Annotated in this window: 21 protein-coding genes; 16 read left to right on the top strand and 5 right to left on the bottom strand. The window is 64.4% G+C overall.

What is annotated here, in order from left to right; translation table 11 throughout:
- Positions 1 to 217 precede the first annotated feature (217 nt).
- From ccmA to V1292_RS09070, 6 genes are all read left to right on the top strand, one after another.
- A complete protein-coding gene (gene ccmA, locus V1292_RS09095) occupies positions 218 to 820 on the top strand; it encodes a heme ABC exporter ATP-binding protein CcmA (protein WP_334371938.1) in 603 nt (200 codons plus the stop codon).
- A 262-nt stretch (positions 821 to 1,082) separates the two neighbouring features.
- Positions 1,083 to 1,751, top strand: a complete 669-nt coding sequence (ccmB, locus tag V1292_RS09090) for a heme exporter protein CcmB (protein ID WP_334371935.1) — start codon at positions 1,083 to 1,085, stop codon at positions 1,749 to 1,751.
- A 90-nt stretch (positions 1,752 to 1,841) separates the two neighbouring features.
- Positions 1,842 to 2,573 carry a heme ABC transporter permease gene (locus tag V1292_RS09085; RefSeq protein ID WP_334376975.1) on the top strand — a complete coding sequence of 244 codons (732 nt, stop codon included), beginning with the start codon at positions 1,842 to 1,844 and terminating at the stop codon, positions 2,571 to 2,573.
- Positions 2,570 to 2,752, top strand: a complete 183-nt coding sequence (gene ccmD / locus V1292_RS09080) for a heme exporter protein CcmD (protein ID WP_334371932.1) — start codon at positions 2,570 to 2,572, stop codon at positions 2,750 to 2,752. Before V1292_RS09085 ends, ccmD begins: the two co-directional genes overlap by 4 nt.
- Complete coding sequence (locus tag V1292_RS09075; RefSeq protein WP_334371929.1) at positions 2,752 to 3,345, top strand: DsbE family thiol:disulfide interchange protein; 594 nt, start codon at positions 2,752 to 2,754, stop codon at positions 3,343 to 3,345. Before ccmD ends, V1292_RS09075 begins: the two co-directional genes overlap by 1 nt.
- A gap of 211 nt (positions 3,346 to 3,556) precedes the next feature.
- Positions 3,557 to 3,916, top strand: coding sequence for a ComEA family DNA-binding protein (locus tag V1292_RS09070; protein WP_334371926.1), 360 nt, complete (start codon positions 3,557 to 3,559; stop codon positions 3,914 to 3,916).
- A 154-nt stretch (positions 3,917 to 4,070) separates the two neighbouring features.
- Here the strand turns inward: V1292_RS09070 and V1292_RS09065 are convergent, their stop codons facing one another.
- Positions 4,071 to 4,673, bottom strand: a complete 603-nt coding sequence (locus V1292_RS09065; RefSeq protein ID WP_028348479.1) for a septation protein A — start codon at positions 4,671 to 4,673, stop codon at positions 4,071 to 4,073.
- On the bottom strand, positions 4,673 to 5,617 hold the full coding sequence (gene ftsY, locus V1292_RS09060) for a signal recognition particle-docking protein FtsY (RefSeq protein WP_334371922.1): 945 nt from the start codon (positions 5,615 to 5,617) through the stop codon (positions 4,673 to 4,675). The genes V1292_RS09065 and ftsY overlap by 1 nt, the downstream gene beginning before the upstream one ends.
- A 178-nt stretch (positions 5,618 to 5,795) precedes the next feature.
- Here ftsY and V1292_RS09055 point away from each other — a divergent pair, with 178 nt between their 5' ends.
- A complete protein-coding gene (locus V1292_RS09055; RefSeq protein ID WP_334376974.1) occupies positions 5,796 to 6,431 on the top strand; it encodes an RluA family pseudouridine synthase in 636 nt (211 codons plus the stop codon).
- 148 nt (positions 6,432 to 6,579) lie between these two features.
- Here the strand turns inward: V1292_RS09055 and mtaB are convergent, their stop codons facing one another.
- Positions 6,580 to 7,845: a tRNA (N(6)-L-threonylcarbamoyladenosine(37)-C(2))-methylthiotransferase MtaB gene (gene mtaB, locus V1292_RS09050; protein WP_334371920.1), complete on the bottom strand. Its 1,266-nt coding sequence runs from the start codon at positions 7,843 to 7,845 to the stop codon at positions 6,580 to 6,582.
- A gap of 5 nt (positions 7,846 to 7,850) precedes the next feature.
- Positions 7,851 to 8,735 (bottom strand): diaminopimelate epimerase, encoded by an 885-nt coding sequence (gene dapF / locus V1292_RS09045; protein WP_334371919.1) that lies wholly within the window; start codon positions 8,733 to 8,735, stop codon positions 7,851 to 7,853.
- Between the two features lie 181 nt (positions 8,736 to 8,916).
- On the opposite strand from dapF, the gene V1292_RS09040 reads away from it, so the two are divergent.
- On the top strand, positions 8,917 to 9,627 hold the full coding sequence (locus V1292_RS09040) for a GyrI-like domain-containing protein (protein ID WP_334371917.1): 711 nt from the start codon (positions 8,917 to 8,919) through the stop codon (positions 9,625 to 9,627).
- 5 nt (positions 9,628 to 9,632) lie between these two features.
- Positions 9,633 to 10,331, top strand: a complete 699-nt coding sequence (locus V1292_RS09035; protein WP_334371915.1) for an SIMPL domain-containing protein — start codon at positions 9,633 to 9,635, stop codon at positions 10,329 to 10,331.
- Positions 10,332 to 10,387: 56 nt separating this feature from the next.
- Here the strand turns inward: V1292_RS09035 and V1292_RS09030 are convergent, their stop codons facing one another.
- Positions 10,388 to 11,452: an MBL fold metallo-hydrolase gene (locus tag V1292_RS09030; RefSeq protein WP_334371913.1), complete on the bottom strand. Its 1,065-nt coding sequence runs from the start codon at positions 11,450 to 11,452 to the stop codon at positions 10,388 to 10,390.
- 516 nt (positions 11,453 to 11,968) lie between these two features.
- Here V1292_RS09030 and ffh point away from each other — a divergent pair.
- The 7 genes from ffh to leuC all read left to right on the top strand — a co-directional run bounded on the left by ffh (position 11,969) and on the right by leuC (position 17,575).
- Positions 11,969 to 13,519 carry a signal recognition particle protein gene (ffh, locus tag V1292_RS09025; protein ID WP_334371910.1) on the top strand — a complete coding sequence of 517 codons (1,551 nt, stop codon included), beginning with the start codon at positions 11,969 to 11,971 and terminating at the stop codon, positions 13,517 to 13,519.
- Positions 13,520 to 13,694: 175 nt separating this feature from the next.
- On the top strand, positions 13,695 to 14,027 hold the full coding sequence (gene rpsP / locus V1292_RS09020) for a 30S ribosomal protein S16 (RefSeq protein WP_334365619.1): 333 nt from the start codon (positions 13,695 to 13,697) through the stop codon (positions 14,025 to 14,027).
- Between the two features lie 19 nt (positions 14,028 to 14,046).
- Positions 14,047 to 14,571, top strand: a complete 525-nt coding sequence (gene rimM / locus V1292_RS09015; protein WP_334371908.1) for a ribosome maturation factor RimM — start codon at positions 14,047 to 14,049, stop codon at positions 14,569 to 14,571.
- 10 nt (positions 14,572 to 14,581) lie between these two features.
- Positions 14,582 to 15,301, top strand: coding sequence for a tRNA (guanosine(37)-N1)-methyltransferase TrmD (gene trmD / locus V1292_RS09010; RefSeq protein ID WP_334371906.1), 720 nt, complete (start codon positions 14,582 to 14,584; stop codon positions 15,299 to 15,301).
- Between the two features lie 108 nt (positions 15,302 to 15,409).
- Complete coding sequence (gene rplS, locus V1292_RS09005; RefSeq protein WP_028348467.1) at positions 15,410 to 15,790, top strand: 50S ribosomal protein L19; 381 nt, start codon at positions 15,410 to 15,412, stop codon at positions 15,788 to 15,790.
- A gap of 171 nt (positions 15,791 to 15,961) precedes the next feature.
- The gene (locus V1292_RS09000; protein WP_256441681.1) at positions 15,962 to 16,096 is read left to right on the top strand and encodes a hypothetical protein; all 135 of its coding nucleotides are present in this window, start codon (positions 15,962 to 15,964) and stop codon (positions 16,094 to 16,096) included.
- Between the two features lie 72 nt (positions 16,097 to 16,168).
- Entirely contained in the window at positions 16,169 to 17,575 is a 1,407-nt protein-coding gene (gene leuC, locus V1292_RS08995) for a 3-isopropylmalate dehydratase large subunit (RefSeq protein ID WP_334371904.1), read from the top strand.
- Positions 17,576 to 17,600: the final 25 nt, after the last annotated feature.

Here is a 17,600-nt window from a genome sequence, read left to right as displayed (position 1 = left end):
ATCCCAAATTCTAGTTATACCCGGCAAGGGTATTTAAACACCGTCAGCGGAAGGCTGGCTTCTTGGCTTGCAGCCGCCGATTGTGTGCTGCATCAAGTTCCGGGCTTATAGAATCTTTCTAGAAGCGCCGCCACAGCGACAAACGTGCTGCAGCAATGCGGTACCCACAAATTCTGACGCGGTACCCATCAATTTCAGAGGGCTGTGACGAAGCAAAATGCGGCTCTCGGGACGCCAAATCAGTTGTGTCAGAGGCGGCCGAGAGGTGTTCTCGGGCCTCGATTTCGAGGCCGCTTCCGGCGAAGTGCTGGCCGTGGTCGGCCCGAACGGCTCGGGCAAGACCTCGCTGCTGCGCCTGATCGCGGGTCTCCTGGTGCCGGGGGGCGGATCGATCGGCCTGGAAGGCGGCGAGGCGGAGCTGACCTTGCCGGAGCAATCCCACTATCTGGGCCACCGCGATGCATTGAAGCCTGCGCTGAGCGTTGCGGAAAACCTGTCGTTCTGGCGGGATTTTCTGGGTGGGGCGACCGGCGACGTCAAAGAGTGCCTCACCGCCGTGGGGCTCGGCCACGCCACTTATCTGCCGGCGGCCTTTCTCTCGGCTGGTCAGCGGCGCCGACTGTCGATCGCGCGGCTGCTCGTGGTGCGGCGGCCGCTCTGGCTATTGGACGAGCCGACCTCGGCGCTCGACACCGCCGGACAGGAACTATTCGTGGGCGTGATGCGCGAGCATCTCGCCAGCGGCGGCATCATTGTTGCGGCGACACATACTCCGCTCGGGATCAAAGCGAGGGAACTGCGGATGGGGGGCGGGAAGTGACTTTGCAGTTGATGCTGCCGCGAGCCGTCCTGCGCCACGCCAAGACTCTCTCCGTTCCCTCCCCCCTTGCGGGGGAGGGTCAGGGAGAGGGGTGCCACACGACGTGCTCTCTCGGTTGGGTCTCTAACGACAAGCGCCTTTCCCAAACACCTTTTACGTGGCCACCCCTCTCCCCCGCCCTCCCCCGCAAGGGGGGAGGGAGCGCACCGTCTGCGCGGCAATGGCCGTCGGCTCCCAGCAGCCATTCAGCGGGGCGCCCCTCATGACCGCGCTCGCCGCACTGATTCGCCGGGACATCAAAATCGCACTCCGCGTCGGCGGCGGCGCGCTGATCGGCGTGCTGTTCTTCCTCACCGTCACGGTGCTGATGCCGTTCGCGATCGGACCGGACCTGCCACTGTTGGCCCGGCTCGGCCCCGCAATCCTCTGGCTCGGCGCGCTGTTGGCCAGCCTGCTCACGCTCGACCGGCTGTTCACGGCCGATCATGAGGACGGCTCGCTCGACCTGATCGTGATGGGCCGGACGCCGCTGGAACTCGCGTGTGCCGCGAAAGCGCTGGCGCATTGGCTCGCTGCCGGTGTGCCGCTGATCGCGGCCACGCCCGTCCTCGGGCTGTTGCTCAACCTCGACGCCGCGGCGACCTCGGCGGTGGCGCTGACCCTGCTGGTGGGGACGCCGGCACTGACGTTCACGGGCATGATCGGCGCGGCGCTCGCCGTGACATTGCATCGCGGGGGCCTCCTGCTCGCGGTGCTGGTGCTGCCGCTGTCGATCCCGGTGCTGATCTTCGGCGTTGCGGCGTCACAGGCGGCCATTACCGGCCCGCTATCGTTTGGAACTCCGTTTTCGATCCTTTGCGCGCTCTCGCTGGTCAGTTTCGTGGTCGGACCGTTTGCCGCTGCGACCAGCCTGCGGCACGGTCTGGACTGAACTTGTTGACACCGATCAACTCTGGCGGAGGGGATGCGAAACAAACCATGCCGCATTGCCTGCTCCGCCGCTGACGACTATCAGGATCCCATGACGCTGATCGACCTCGCCAATCCCTCGAAATTTCTCGCGCTGACGGCGCGCGTGCTGCCGTGGCTTGCGGGCGCGACCGCGATCCTTTTGCTGGTCGGTTTCTATCAGGCGGCGATGGCCCCCGACGATTACCAGCAGGGCGCCACCGTGAAGATCATGTTCATCCACGTGCCGAACGCGTGGCTTTCGATGTTCGTCTGGGGCGTTATGAGCATTGCCGCGCTGGGCACGCTGGTATGGCGGCATCCGCTCGCCGACGTCGCGGCCAAGGCCGCCGCTCCGATCGGCGCGGCGTTCACCTTTCTGGCGCTGGTCACGGGTTCACTGTGGGGGCGGCCGATGTGGGGCACCTATTGGGAATGGGATGCGCGACTCACATCGGTGCTGGTCCTGTTCCTGATGTATCTCGGCCTGATGGCGCTATGGCGTGCAGTGGAGGACCCGTCGCGGGCGGCACGGGCCGCCGCCGTGCTGACGCTGGTCGGCGCGATCAACCTGCCGATCATCAAGTTCTCGGTCGACTGGTGGAACACGCTGCATCAGCCGGCATCGGTGATGCGGATGGGCGGACCTTCGCTCGACAACGCGTTCCTGATTCCATTGCTCGTGATGGCGTTCGGTTTCTCGCTGCTGTTCGTGACGCTGCATGTGGCGGCGATGCGCAACGAAATCCTGCGCCGCCGCGTGCGCAGCTTGCAGATGATGCAAGCCAGCCAACAGGCGGCATGACGATGTCGCTCGGCCCCTATGCCTCGTTTATCGTGACCTCCTACGCGCTGGTCGCGGCGATCGTGCTGATCCTGATCGGCTGGATCGCGCTCGACTATCGTCATCAGAAGGAGCGCCTGCGCGAACTCGAGGCCTCCGGCGTGACCCGGCGCTCCGGCCGTCAGGCGACGGACATTTGATGAGCGCGCCCGCAACATCGGATCGACCGCGCAGCCGGCGCTGGGTGGTGGCGCTGCCGCTGATCGGCTTTCTGGCGGTCGCCGGACTGTTCCTGTTGCGGCTTTACGGCGGTGACCCCTCCAGGATCCCTTCCGCCCTGATCGGCCGGCCAGCGCCGCAAACCACGCTGCCGGCGCTGGAGGGACTCGTCCATAATGGGAACCCTGTGCCCGGGCTCGACCCGGCCGTGTTCAAGGGCAAGGTCTCCGTCGTCAATGTCTGGGCATCCTGGTGCGTGCCCTGCCATGACGAGGCGCCGCTGTTTACCGCGCTGGCGAAGGACACGCGGCTGCAGATCGTCGGCATCAACTACAAGGATTCCCCTGATAACGCCCGCCGCTTCCTCGGCCGCTACGGCAATCCGTTCACCGTCGTCGGCGTCGACGGCAACGGCCGCGGCTCGATCGAATGGGGCGTCTATGGCGTGCCCGAAACCTTCGTGGTCGGCCGCGACGGCACCATCCGCTACAAGCTGGTCGGGCCGGTGACGCCGGCCAATCTCCATAGCGTGCTGAAAGTCGAAATCGAGAAGGCGCTGAAAGCGGGAAATTGAACACGGTCCTCATCCTGAGGAGCCGCGAAGCGGCGTCTCGAAGGATGGCCACGGGCCTCATGGTTCGAGACGCGCGAAGACGCGCTCCTCACCATGAGGGTCAAATAATCTCCCGCTTTTATCTATCGTTCATTTCGCAGCCATGGCGCCGCCACTAATTCGCAGCTAGCTTCAGGGTGTTACCAAAACCGTCCTTGGGAGGGACACCCATATGCGTCATTTCACGCTCGCTTCTCTTCTCGCCACCGCGCTCACGCTGGGCATGCTGACGGCGACGCCGTCGATGGCCCAGACCGCGCAGCCCGCGGCCAAGTCCGACAGCAAGATGGCTCCCGCGCCAAAGGCCTCGGAGTCGAAGATGGCACCGGCGCCGAAGGCCGAGCTGCTGGACATCAATTCGGCGACCGCCGAGCAGCTCGATGCGCTGCCGGGCGTCGGGAAGGCCTACTCGGAGAAGATCATCAAGGGCCGCCCGTACAAGGGCAAGGACGAGCTGGTGCAGAAGAGCATCGTCCCGCAGGCGACCTACGACAAGATCAAGGACAAGATCATCGCCAAGCAGAAGAGCTGATCTCGTGTCCCGGACGCGGCGCAGCGCGATAGCGGTGCGCTGCAGAGCCGGGGCCCACGCTCGAGCGGAGATATGGGTCCCGGCTCTGCGGTGCATCGTAAAGCCGGACGATGCTTCGCATCGCCTAGGCTGCACCGCGTCCGGGACACGCTACCTAGCCCTTGCTTACATCCCCGGCTTCCGCTTCGCTGACCTCCAGCGAAGCCGGTTCCAGATGATAGCGCTTGATCAGCGGCATCTGTGTTACGGCAAACAGCATCGTCAGCGGCACCATGCCGAAGACCTTGAAGGTAACCCAGAAGTCGGTGCTTTGCGTGCGCCAGATGATCTCGTTCAGAACCGCCATCGCGAAGAACCATAACGCCCAGCGCGCGGTCAGGATGCGCCAGCCGTGCGGGGTGAGATTGAACATCTGGTCGAACATGATGGCGATGAAGGAGCGGCCGAACAGCAAGCCGCCACCGAGAATGGCGGCGAACAGCGTGTAGACGATCGTCGGCTTCATCTTGATGAAGGTCTCGTCATGCAGGATCAGCGTCAGCGCGCCGAACACGACGACCACGACCGCAGTGACGATCGCCATCATGGGCACATGCCGCGTCACCATGTAAGACGCGACCATCGCAGCCACCACCGCCACCATGAATGCGCCGGTGGCGACGAACAGGTTGGACTTGGCATTGGCGACGAAGAAGATGAGCAAGGGACCGAGTTCGGTCGCAAGCTTGAACAGCGGATGCGGTACTTTCTTGTCCATTACTCGATTCCTGCAATCGCGTTCGCAAAGTCCCGCGCCGTGAACGGCGCGAGATCGTCGATGCCTTCGCCGACGCCGATGAAGTGCACCGGCAGTTTGAATTTCTCCGCCAGCGCCACCAGAATGCCGCCGCGCGCGGTGCCGTCGAGTTTCGTCATCACAAGCCCGGTGACGCCAGCGGTACGATGAAACGCTTCGACCTGCGACAGCGCATTTTGTCCCACCGTCGCATCGAGCACGAGCAGGACCGCATGCGGCGCCGACGCGTCGACCTTCTTGAGGACGCGAACGACCTTTTCCAGCTCGTTCATCAGTTCGGCCTTGTTCTGCAGCCGTCCCGCCGTATCGACCAGCAGCACATCGAGCTTTTGTTCCTTCGCCGCGCTCAGCGCGTTGAAGGCGAGGCTCGCTGAATCCGAACCCTGCGCACCCGCAACGACCGGCGATTTGGTGCGCTCACCCCAGACCTTGAGCTGTTCGATTGCGGCGGCACGAAACGTATCGCCCGCCGCCAGCATTACCTTGCGGCCCTCGGCGCTCAGTTTCGCGGCAAGCTTGCCGATGGTGGTGGTCTTGCCGGAGCCGTTGACGCCGACCACGAGGATGACGAACGGCTTTTGCACCACGTCGATCTCCAGCGGCTTCGCCACCGGCGCCAACACCTTCTCGACCTCGGTCGCGACGACCGTCTTCACTTCGTCGGCGGAAATCGCCTTGTCATAGCGGCCGGCGCCGACGGCATCCGCGATCCGCACCGCGACCGCGGTGCCGAGATCGGCGCGCAGCAGCACATCCTCGATATCGTCGAGCATGGCGCGGTCGAGCTTGCGCTTGGTGACGAGGTCGGCGACCGCCGTGCCGAGCGAACTCGAAGTCCGCTTCAGGCCGCTCGAAAGCCGCCGCCACCAGCTCAGTTTGGGAGTTCCAGGAGTGGTATCGCTCATGTCGGGGACGTGTTAGCGGTTTCGCGCCATGAGCGGAAGTCACAACAAACCTATCGATGTTCCCGGGTTATCCTTCGGTTTGCCCGGGGCATCCTTTGATGTGCCCAGGACATCGATTGATGTCCAGGGATTAACGGCGGACGAAATCCTGGCCCGCGTGCTCCATCGCGACGGGCTGATGCTGGTCATCGACAAACCGGCCGGCCTGCCGGTGCATCGCGGCCCCAAGGGCGGCGCCAATCTGGAAGCTTCCTTCGATGCCTTGCGATTCGGCCTGCCGCGCCCGCCGGTGTTGGCCCACCGGCTCGACAAGGACACCTCAGGCTGTCTCGTACTGGGACGCCACCGCAAGGCCACCGCCTCGCTCGGCCTTTTGTTCAAGCACGGCAAGGTCGGAAAGACCTATTGGGCCGTGGTCGAAGGCGGACCTGCCGAAGATGAAGGCACCATCGACATGCCGCTCGGACGGCTGAACGCCGAGCGCGGCTGGTGGCAGAAGCCGGACCCGGAGGGCCAGAAAGCCATCACCACCTGGAAAGTGCTCGGCCGCGGCGACGGCCTCGCCTGGCTGGCGCTGGAACCCCTCACCGGCCGCACCCACCAACTGCGCGTGCACACCTCAGCGATGGGCTGGCCGATCGTCGGCGACAATATCTATGGTAATGGCCCAAGGTTCGGCGAGCCGATCCTGCACCTGCATTCCCGCGAGATCGTGGTTCCAATTTCGAAGAACAAGGAGCCGGTCCGCGTGGTAGCCCCGGCGCCGGAGCATATGCGCGAGCGGTTGCGGAAATGTGGGTGGAATGGGGAGTAGACGCTCGCGAGCGCGGCGCCCCAACTACGGCTGTCATCATCCGCGAAGGCGGATGATCCAGTATTCCAGAGACATCTGTGATGAACTGAGAGGCCGCGGCGTACTGGGTCGCCCGGTCGAGCCGGGCGATGACAGCGGGATGTGCGATTCACACCGTCAGCCGCGCGCCATCATGCCCCTTGATCGCAATCGGCATCACGGCACCCGGCTTTTCGCCTGATATCGCAACCGGCAGAAAATGCTCGGTGCGACCCTGTTTGTCGCTTTCGATCAAGACCTGACGCATCGCGCCGACCTCTGCCGTCAGGCGTCGCTGCAATGCGGCCTCGCCCACCGTGCGCAACCGCTTCGCACGCGTCTTGATAACCTCACCCGCCACCTGCGGCATCCGCGCGGCCGGGGTCCCCGGGCGCTTGGAATAGGGAAACACGTGCAGGAAGGTGAGATCGCATTCCTCCACCAGGCCCTGCGAACGTGCGAACATTTCTTCCGTCTCGGTCGGAAAACCCGCGATGATGTCGGCGCCGAGCGTAATGTCCGGGCGCAATCGCCGCACCTGCGCGCAGAATTCGATCGCATCCTGCCGCGAATGCCGCCGCTTCATCCGCTTCAAAATGAGGTCGTCGCCGGATTGCAGCGACAGGTGCAGATGCGGCATCAGCCGCTCGTCCTCGGCAATGACGTCGAGCAGATCGCGGTCGGCCTCGATGGAGTCGATCGACGAAATCCGCAGGCGCTTCAACTCCGGCACGTGGCGCAAAATCTGTTTTGTCAGTTGCCCGAGCTTCGGATCACCCGGCAGATCGGCGCCGTAGCTCGTCAAGTCCACACCGGTCAGCACGATTTCGGCATGGCCGCGCTCGGCGAGCGCCCGCACCTGATCCACCACCGCCCCCATCGGCACCGAGCGCGAATTGCCGCGGCCGTAGGGAATGATGCAGAAGGTGCAGCGATGGTCGCAGCCGTTCTGCACCTGCACGAAGACGCGCGGCAGGCCGGCCTTGAACCCGTCAAGCAGATGCGGCGCCATTTCCTTGACAGCCATGATGTCGGCGACCGCGATCTTTTCGCTTGTCCCGACGCCAAGGCCCAGGTCGAACGCCGCGCGCGCATCGCGCCAGGCTTCGCCCCGCATCTTGTCGTCATTGCCGACAACGCGATCGACCTCGGCCATTTCAGCGAACATTTCTGCTTGCGTCTGCGCCGCGCAGCCGGTGACGACGATGCGCACATCCGGCCGTTCGCGCTTCAGCCGGCGGATCGATTGCCGCGCCTGCGCCACGGCCTCATTGGTGACCGCGCAGCTATTGATAACGACGGTATCGGAAAGCCCGGCGCGCTCCGCCTCGCGGGCGATCACCTCGGATTCGAAGGCGTTGAGGCGGCAGCCGAACGTGAGGACGTCGACGCTCATGGCGCTCAGGCGACGTTGGCGAACAGCGCCGGATCGAAGCGGCCTTCATATTCGAAATCGGCAGTGCCGGTCATCAGCACATGGTCGTCGCGCTCGCGCCATTCGATCGCAAGCTTGCCGCCGGGCAGCGTGATCTCGACCGACCGATTGGCGCGCTTCAGCCGGGCGGCGGCGACCGCGGTCGCGCAAGCGGCCGAGCCGCAGGCCTTGGTCAAGCCGACGCCGCGCTCCCAGGTGCGGATCGTGATGTGATCGCGATCGACGATATGGGCGAGCGTGATGTTGGCGCGCTCCGGAAAGATCGGGTGGTTTTCCAATAGCGGCCCGAAGCGCTCGAGGTCATGCGCATTCACATCGTCGACCCAGAAGATCGCATGCGGATTGCCCATCGAGACCACCGACGGCGAATGCAGCACCGGCGCATCGATCGGCCCGACCTGCAACTCGATGTAGCGGGTGTCGCGAAATTCCTCGGCCAGCGGAATATCCTGCCAGCCGAACTTCGGCGCCCCCATGTCGACGGTGTAGAGATCAGGCGCCGGGCCCTGCCAGCAATTCAACAGCCCGGCGCGGGTCTCAAACGTCACCGAGGTCTGGCCGGTCTTCTCGAACAGGCGGCGCACCACGCAGCGCATGCCGTTGCCGCAGGCGCCCGCTTCCGAGCCGTCATTGTTGTAGATGCGGATGAAGGCCTCGGTGCCGGCGAGCCGCGGCGGCTGCAATACCATCAACTGGTCATAGGGCACGCCCGCGGGCGAAGCCACGGCGCGGGCGTCTTCCGGCGTCACGGCGGCCTTCGAACCGGCATTGGAGTCACGCAGGTCGACCACGACGATTTCGTTGCCGATGCCGTTCATTTTGGCAAATGCGTGGTTGGCCAGCGCGCTCATGGAATTTCCCAATTTATGCCTGCCTTATATGGCGAATGATGGCGCGTTGACCAGTGCAAGGGCCTATGACGCATCTGTCATGGGACGAAAACGGCCCTCGCGTGTTAGGAATACGCCCATCCTGGCGGGCGCGGACCCGGGACATGCCGCCGCCAGGTGGGGTGGATGGAGAATACCTGAGATGAACCGTATCAGCACTTTCCGTGCGGCCATGGCCGCGCTCGCCATGGTTGCGCTTGGCGGGGCCGCACTGGCGCAATCGCCGGCGCCCTCAGCCCCTCCGGCCACAAGCCCGGCGGCGACGCCCAGCCCCGCACCATCGGTGGTGCCGGTCCCGCCGCCGGCCGAAACCAAGTCCCCGGCGGATGCCCCGACCGCAGAGAAAGCCCCGACGCCCGTACCCCCGCCGCCGGCCGCCAGCGTCCAGAACGCCGACCCCTTCGGCGAGGAGTTCACGCTGGAGCCCAAGAAAGTCTTGGTGATGAAGGGCACCGCCAACTGGGATGCGGCGTTCGACACCCTGATCGATTCGTTCAAGGCGCTGACCGCACTGCTCGACAAGCAGGGCATCAAGGCCACGGGCAATTCGATGATCGTCTACACCTCGACCGACGATACCGGCTTTACGTTCCTGGCGCAGATTCCGGTCGACCAGGACGTCAAGAACCTGACCAAGGACCTCAGCATGGGCAAGTCGCCCGAGGGCAAGGCGCTGAAGTTCGTCCATCGCGGCTCCTACGACAACATGGACAACACCTATGAGGCGATCACCAACCACCTCGACGACAAGAAACTGGAAGCCAAAGACACCTTCATCGAGGAATACATCACCGATCCCCTGAAGACGGCGGAGGACAAGCTGGTGATCAACGTCTATGTGCCGCTGAGGTGATCGGGATGAAACATCCGCTTGCCCTTGCCGTCGTTGCCGCTACGTGCCTCGCCGCGCCGGCATTGGCGCAGACGGTGCCGCCGCCCGCGATCTCCGTAACCGGCGAGGCGAACGTATCGGTGGCGCCCGACCAGGCCCAGATCGACGGCGGCGTGACGTCGGACGCCAAGACCGCGCGCGAGGCGTCGGACGCCAACAACGCGGCGATGGGCAAGGTGCTGCTGGCGTTGAAGGGCGCCGGCATCGAAGAGAAGGACTACCAGACCTCGCGGCTGTCGCTGCAGCCACAATCTGCGCCAAATCGCGCCGGCCCCTCGCCCATCGTCGGCTATCGCGCCAGCAACCGCGTCACGGTCAAGATCCGCGACGTGACCAAAGTTGCGAACGTGATCGACGTGCTGGTCGCCGCTGGCGCCAATGACATCGGCGGCATCCACTTCAGCGTGACGCAGGCATCCAAATATCTCGACGAGGCCCGCGAGAAGGCAGTCGCGGACGCCCGCCGCAAGGCCGAGATTTACGCCAAGACTGCCGGCGTGACGCTCGGCGAACCCATCAGCATTACCGAGGAAGGCGCGGCCGTGCCGCTACATCGCGGCAAGATGGCAGCCCCGATGGCCGCCGGCGCACCGGTGGCGCAAGGCGAGGAGACGCTCTCGGTGATGGTGCTCGTCTCCTGGGCCATCAAGCCGAAGGAACAGTAGTTTCCGTCGTCCTTGCGAGAATTGCCGTCGTCCCTGCGAACGCAGGGACGAGACGGTTAGATCTCGTAAACCTGCCCCGGCTTCAGCGCCGCGAACCGCTCCGGCGGAATCTTCGCCTCCTTCAGCGCATCGGCCAATGCATTGACCGGCGCGTCGATCGCCTCATCGGTGAGCTGGAACGTGCCGTGATGATGCGCCAGCGCTTCCTTAGCACCGCAATCGGCCAGCGCCTTCACCGCATCAGCCGGATTCATGTGCTGATCCTTCATGAACCAGCGCGGTTCATAGGCACCGATCGGTAGTATCGCCAGCCGCAGCGGGCCGTGCTGCTCGGCCACGCGGCGGAAATGCTTGCCTTCGCCATAGCCGGAATCGCAGACGATGTAGAGTTTGCCGGCCGGCGTCTCCAGCACAAAACTCGCCCACAGCGCCTTGTTGCGGTCGAACAGGCCGCGCGCCGACCAGTGCCGCGTCGGCACCAGCGTCACCGCGATGCCATTGCCGAGCTCGACGCGATCCTGCCAGTCGAACCCCTCGGCTTTGATCGCCGCATCCGCATCGCGCATGGTGACGTCGTTGCCGAGCGGCGTGATCATGCGCGGCGAAAACTTTTCGGCGAGTTTTGACAGCGTCGCGATATCGAGATGATCGTAATGGCCATGTGAGACCAGCACCACGTCGATCTTGGGCAGCGCGTCGAATGCAATGCCGGGATCGTTGTGCCGGTGCGGCCCGGCCCATGAAACCGGCGAGGCCCGCAGCGACCACACGGGATCGACGAGAATATTGAGATCCCGCGTCTGGATCAGCCAGGAGACATGGCCGACAAAGGACAGCCGCACCTTGTCGCCGGAAACGCGCGGCGGCGGCGTATCGCTGTGCCCATTCGGCACCCAATCCGGCCAGCTCGCGCGCTTGCGGTCGGTGCCGAACTGCCAGCGCAGCACTTCCGCCAATGACTTGGGCGGCGCGCCGTCGGGATCGAAGAAGCGCATGCCGTCGAAATGATCGGAGACAGGACCCTCATAGGTTTTCATATTGCTGATCCAGACAGACGGCACGCCGATGGCCGTGGCGGCTCCGGCGAGCACTGCAAAGACGCGGCGGCGGGTGATGGGCATCACGACAGAAGGGAGAGAACAGGAGACATGGGGCGTTATATGGCGTGCGCGGGTTCAACTTGGAACATGCGACGAAAGGAAGCCTGATCGCCAACCTCCTTCATCTCAAAAACACAACCATGTCAAAGCCTTACGCCTCAATCGCAGGGCATTGCGCCCCAGTTTCTCCTTGACTTTCACCCCATCCGAGGGTTTAACCCGCCCACTTTCTCGGAAAGACGTTCTTTTCGACCCGCCGCCCGGCCCATGAGACCGGAGGCCAACGCCCGACAGCGCGATGCGCCCTCGGGCGCGAAAGTGTTTGGAATATCGTTTTGGCGTTTTGCGCCGGGACATATCTAGGACGTCATACCCCGCGAAGGCGGGGTATCCAGTACGCCGCGGCTTCTCGGTCAAAACGAGCTGCGCTGGAATACTGGATCACCCGCCCCAGTGCGCAATTGCGCACAAGGCGGGTGACGACAGAAGTGAGTGGATCGACGCAGCGCCCGTAAGGGCAGCAACAGGACAACGGCATTGTTCGACAATCTGTCGGAAAAGCTTGGTGGGATACTCGATCGGCTGACGGGCCGCGGCTCGCTGTCGGAGGCCGACGTCGACGCCGCGATGCGCGAGGTGCGTCGCGCGCTGCTGGAAGCCGACGTTGCGCTTGAGGTGGTCCGAAGCTTCACCGAGCGCGTCCGCGAGCAGGCGGTCGGCGCCACCGTCGTCAAGTCGGTCACGCCCGGCCAGATGGTGGTCAAGATCGTCCACGACGAGCTGGTCGCCACCCTCGGCGCGGACGGCCAGACCATCGACCTCAATGCGGTGCCGCCGGTCGCGATCATGATGGTCGGCCTGCAAGGCTCCGGCAAGACCACCACCACCGCAAAACTCGCTCGCCGCATGACCCAGCGCGACAAGCGCAAGGTGCTGATGGCCTCGCTCGACATCTACCGCCCGGCGGCGATGGAGCAACTGGCCGTGCTGGGGCGCGACCTCGACATTCCGACGCTGCCGATCGTGACGGGGCAAAAGCCGGCGCAAATTGCCAAACGCGCACTCGAAGCCGGCAAGCTCGGCGGCTACGACGTGGTGCTGCTCGACACCGCCGGCCGCACCACGCTCGACGAAGAGATGATGAGCGAGGCGGCCGAGATCAAAGCTACCGCCAGCCCGCATGAAGTGCTGCTGGTCGCGGATTCGCTTACCGGCCAGGACGCGGTCAACCTCGCGCGCGCCTTCGATCAGCGCGTCGGCCTCACCGGCATCGTGCTGACGCGCGTTGACGGCGACGGCCGCGGCGGCGCCGCGTTGTCGATGCGTGCGGTCACGGGAAAGCCGATCAAGCTGATCGGCACCGGCGAAAAGACCGACGCGCTGGAAGACTTTCACCCCAGCCGCATCGCCGGCCGCATCCTCGGCATGGGCGACGTGGTGTCGCTGGTCGAACGCGCGGCGGCAAATATCGACGCCGAAAAGGCTGCGCGCACCGCCGAGCGGATGCGTAAAGGCCAGTTCGACCTCAACGACATGCGCGAGCAGTTGCTGCAGATGGCGAACATGGGCGGCATCAGCGGCTTGATGGGCATGATGCCGGGCATTGCCAAGATGAAGAACCAGATTGCGGCAGCCGGCATCGACGACAAGATTTTGAAGCGCCAGGTCGCGATCATCGATTCGATGACGCGGGCTGAGCGCAAGAACCCGGACATTTTGAAAGCCAGCCGCAAGAAGCGCATCGCCGCCGGCGCCGGCCAGAACGTCGAGCAGGTCAACAAGCTCCTGAAGATGCACCGGAACATGGCCGACATGATGAAGGCGATGGGCTCAGGCAAGCGCGGCCCGCTCGCAGGCATCGCGCAGGCGATGGGTTTTGGCGGTGGCATGAAGCCGCCCTCGCCGGAAGAGATGAAGGCGCTGGCGGATAAGATGCAGGGCGGCGCCGGTCCAGGCGGCCTGCCGAATTTGCCGAAGGATCTTCCCACCGGCCTGCGCCAGGGATTGCCGAATCTGCCGGGACTTACCGGGCTGAGCGGCAAGCCGACGCTTCCGGGCCTCGGCGGCTTTCCGGGGAAGAAGAAATGAGGACACCGTCATTGCGAGCCAACGGGTCGCGCGAATGCGCGCCCGATGACAGGCTCCGCGAAGCAATCCATCGATCCGCGAAAAGAAAGAATGGATTGCCGCGTCGCTTCGCTCCTCGCAATGACGAACTAACAACCACCAGGCTTTCAATTAAACCCGCACTCAGGAGAACTAAATGTCAGTCGTTATCCGCCTCGCTCGCGCAGGCACCAAGAAGCGTCCGGTCTATCACGTCGTCGTCGCCGACTCGCGCTTTCCCCGCGATGGCCGCTTCATCGAGCGTCTCGGCCACTTCAATCCGCTGCTGCCGAAGGACAATGAATCGCGGCTGAAGCTCGACATGGACAAGGTGAAGTCCTGGCTCGCCAAGGGCGCGCAGCCGTCGGATCGCGTGACGCGCTTCCTGGATGCGGCCGGTGTCGTCAAGCGCGCCGCCCGCAACAACCCGGAAAAGGCCGTGCCGCGCAAGGAGCGCAAGGCTCGCGCCGAAGCCGCCGCGAAGGCGTAAGGCTTAGCGGCGCGCGACGGTGAAAACGCCGATTTGCGTCGCCCGTATCGGCGCCGCGCATGGCGTGCGCGGCGCGGTGAAACTGTGGACGTTCACCGAGGATCCGCTGGCCGTAAAGCAATACGGCCCGCTGACGACCAAAGACGGCGCGCGCCAGTTCGAGGTGACGCATGTCCGCGAGGCCAAAGACCATCTGGTGGCGACGCTGAAGGGCATCGCCACCCGCGAGGACGCCGAGCGGCTCAATGGCCTTGAGCTCTATGTCGCCCGCGACAAATTGCCTGAGACCGACGAGGGCGAGTATTACCACGCCGACCTGATCGGACTTGCCGCCGTCAACGCCGCGGGCGAGCCGCTCGGCCGCGTGATCGCGATTCACAATTTCGGGGCCGGCGACATTATCGAGATCGCGCCTCTGCAAGGCGCCACTATGCTGCTGCCGTTCACCAATGCAGTCGTGCCGACGGTCGATCTGGCTAGTGGCCGCGTGGTGATCGAACTGCCGCAGGAAATCGAGGGCGACGACGCCCCGACGCTTACGTGATGGGTTTTATATGACCTGGCGCGCCACGGTTCTCACCCTCTTCCCCGAGATGTTTCCCGGTCCGCTCGGCGTCAGCCTGGCTGGCAGGGCGCTGGCCTCTGGCCTGTGGGAGCTGGAGGCGCGCGACATCAGGGATTCAGCGACCGATCGCCACCGCAGCGTCGACGATACGCCGGCCGGCGGCGGCCCCGGCATGGTGCTGCGGGCCGACGTGCTGGCCGCGGCGATCGACGCTGCGGCCATCGACCAGAATCGACCGCGCCTCCTGATGAGCCCAAGGGGTCGGCCATTGACCCAGTCCATGGTTGCCAAATTTGCGGCGGGGGCCGGGCCGCTGATCATCTGCGGCCGGTTCGAAGGGGTCGATCAGCGGGTGATCGAGGCACGGAACCTCGAGGAGGTCTCGATCGGGGATTACGTCCTGTCGGGCGGTGAGATCGCCGCGATGGCCCTGGTCGACGCCTGCGTACGGCTTTTGCCGGGGGTGATGGGCAAGCAGGCCTCGGGGGTAGACGAAAGCTTTTCCGAAGGACTACTCGAATACCCCCAATACACCCGCCCGCAGGAGTTCGAGGGCCGCGGCATCCCGGAAGTCCTCATCTCGGGCGATCACGCCAAGGTGGCGGCGTGGCGAAGGGCCGAGGCCGAGGCCTTGACCCGGACGCGGCGGCCGGATTTATGGGCCGCGCGGGGCGGCCAAAAAGGCACAAAAAGCACGACAGACGGGTGACAAGCGTGGCCCGATGCCTTATACGGGCGCCAAATCCGCACACGCGCAGGATAGATGGACGTTTGCGCAGCCCCCGAAAGGCTGGGCGCGCCGCCGATGGAGATTTCAATGAACCTCATTCAACAGCTCGAAAAAGAGCAATTCGAAAAACTGTCGGCGACCAAGTCGATCCCGGAATTCGGCCCCGGCGATACCGTGATCGTCAACGTCAAGGTGGTCGAAGGCGAGCGCACCCGCGTGCAGGCCTATGAAGGCGTCTGCATCGGCCGTTCCGGCGGCGGGCTCAACGAGAGTTTCACCGTCCGCAAGATTTCCTATGGCGAAGGCGTGGAGCGCGTGTTCCCGGTGATGTCGCCGATGATCGACTCGATCAAGGTGGTGCGCCGCGGCAAGGTGCGCCGTGCCAAGCTGTATTACCTGCGCAGCCTGCGCGGCAAGTCGGCCCGCATCGTCGAGAAGCAGGACCGCGCCGCCGCCGTCGGCGAGTAACTTTTCCCGAACGGGATGTGACAAAAGCGCGGGGTCTTGCCCCGCGCTTTTTTGTTGCGCCTCCACGTCATTGCGATCCAACGGGTCGCGCGAATGCGCGCCGTTGGCTCGCAGTGACGGTGGCAACAAACGCATATCGCACTTAGATGTGCCATGTGATATGAGACTGGAATGGTTCTAGATCGCACCAGCGCCGCCTTCGGCACCGCTCAGCTCGTCGTCATCGACGACCGGTCGCGGCTGCCTGGCCGCTTCTTCGGGCGGTTCACGACGTCGGCCACGTCCGAGCTTACGCGCGCAGCTTGACGCTGCGACGTCCGTTGCTTGCGCCTTTCGCGCTTAACCGCTCACACAGAATTTCCTTTGGAGCTTACGCTCATGTCCAAACCGACCACGCTGTACGACAAGATCTGGAATGACCATCTGGTGCACGAAGCCGAAGACGGCACCTGTCTGCTCTATATCGACCGCCATCTGGTGCATGAAGTGACTTCGCCGCAGGCGTTCGAAGGCCTGCGCGCGACGGGGCGCAAGGTTCGCGCGCCGGAGAAGACACTCGCCGTCGTCGACCACAACGTGCCGACGACCGATCGCACAATGCCCAATCCCGACCCTGAGAGCGCCGAGCAGATCAAGGCGCTGGCGGAGAACGCGAAGGAATTCGGCATCGAATATTACAACGAGTTCGACAAGCGCCAGGGCATCGTGCACGTGATCGGCCCCGAGCAGGGCTTTACCCTGCCCGGCACTACCATCGTCTGCGGTGACAGCCACACCTCCACCCACGGCGCGTTCGGCGCGCTGGCGCATGGCATCGGCACGTCCGAAGTCGAGCACGTGCTGGCGACGCAGACGCTGATCCAGAAGAAGGCGAAGAACATGCGCGCGGTGGTCGACGGCAAGTTGCCCGACGGCGTCACCGGCAAGGACATCATCCTCGCGATCATCGGCGAGATCGGCACCGCGGGCGGCACCGGCTACGTGCTGGAATATGCCGGCGATGCCATCCGTGCGCTGACGATGGAAGGCCGCATGACCGTCTGCAACATGTCGATCGAAGGCGGCGCCCGCGCCGGCCTGGTCGCGCCAGATGAAAAGGCGTTCGAATTCCTGAAAGGCCGCCCGAAATCGCCGAAGGGCGCCGATTGGGACGCCGCGATGCGCTATTGGGAAAAGCTGCGTTCCGACGAGGGCGCGCATTTCGATCACGAGATCCGGCTGGACGCGGCAAAACTGCCGCCGATCGTAACCTGGGGCACCTCGCCCGAGGACGTGGTGTCGATCTCGGGCTTCGTGCCCGATCCCGACAAGATCGAGGACGAGGCCAAGCGGCTCTCAAAGCACCGCGCGCTGAAGTATATGGGCCTGACGGCGGGAACGAAGATCACCGACATCAAGCTCGATCGCGTCTTCATCGGCTCCTGCACCAACGGCCGCATCGAGGATCTGCGCGCCGCCGCAAAGATCGCCGAGGGCAAGACCGTCAACGCCGGCGTCAATGCGATGATCGTGCCCGGCTCCGGCATCGTGAAGGAGCAGGCGGAAGCCGAAGGCCTCGACAAGATCTTCATCAAGGCCGGCTTCGAGTGGCGCGAGCCGGGCTGCTCGATGTGCCTTGCGATGAACCCGGACAAGCTGAGGCCGGAGGAGCGCTGCGCCTCGACCTCCAACCGCAATTTCGAGGGCCGCCAGGGTTTCAAGGGCCGCACCCACCTGGTGTCGCCCGCGATGGCTGCGGCGGCGGCGATTGCCGGACACTTCGTCGACGTCCGGGACTGGCGATAACGCTTCCTTTGTCTAGATAGCGAGA

Source organism: Bradyrhizobium sp. AZCC 1719 (genome assembly GCF_036924525.1).
Taxonomy (GTDB): Bacteria; Pseudomonadota; Alphaproteobacteria; order Rhizobiales; family Xanthobacteraceae; genus Bradyrhizobium.
This window is presented reverse-complemented; position numbering and strand designations above follow the sequence as displayed.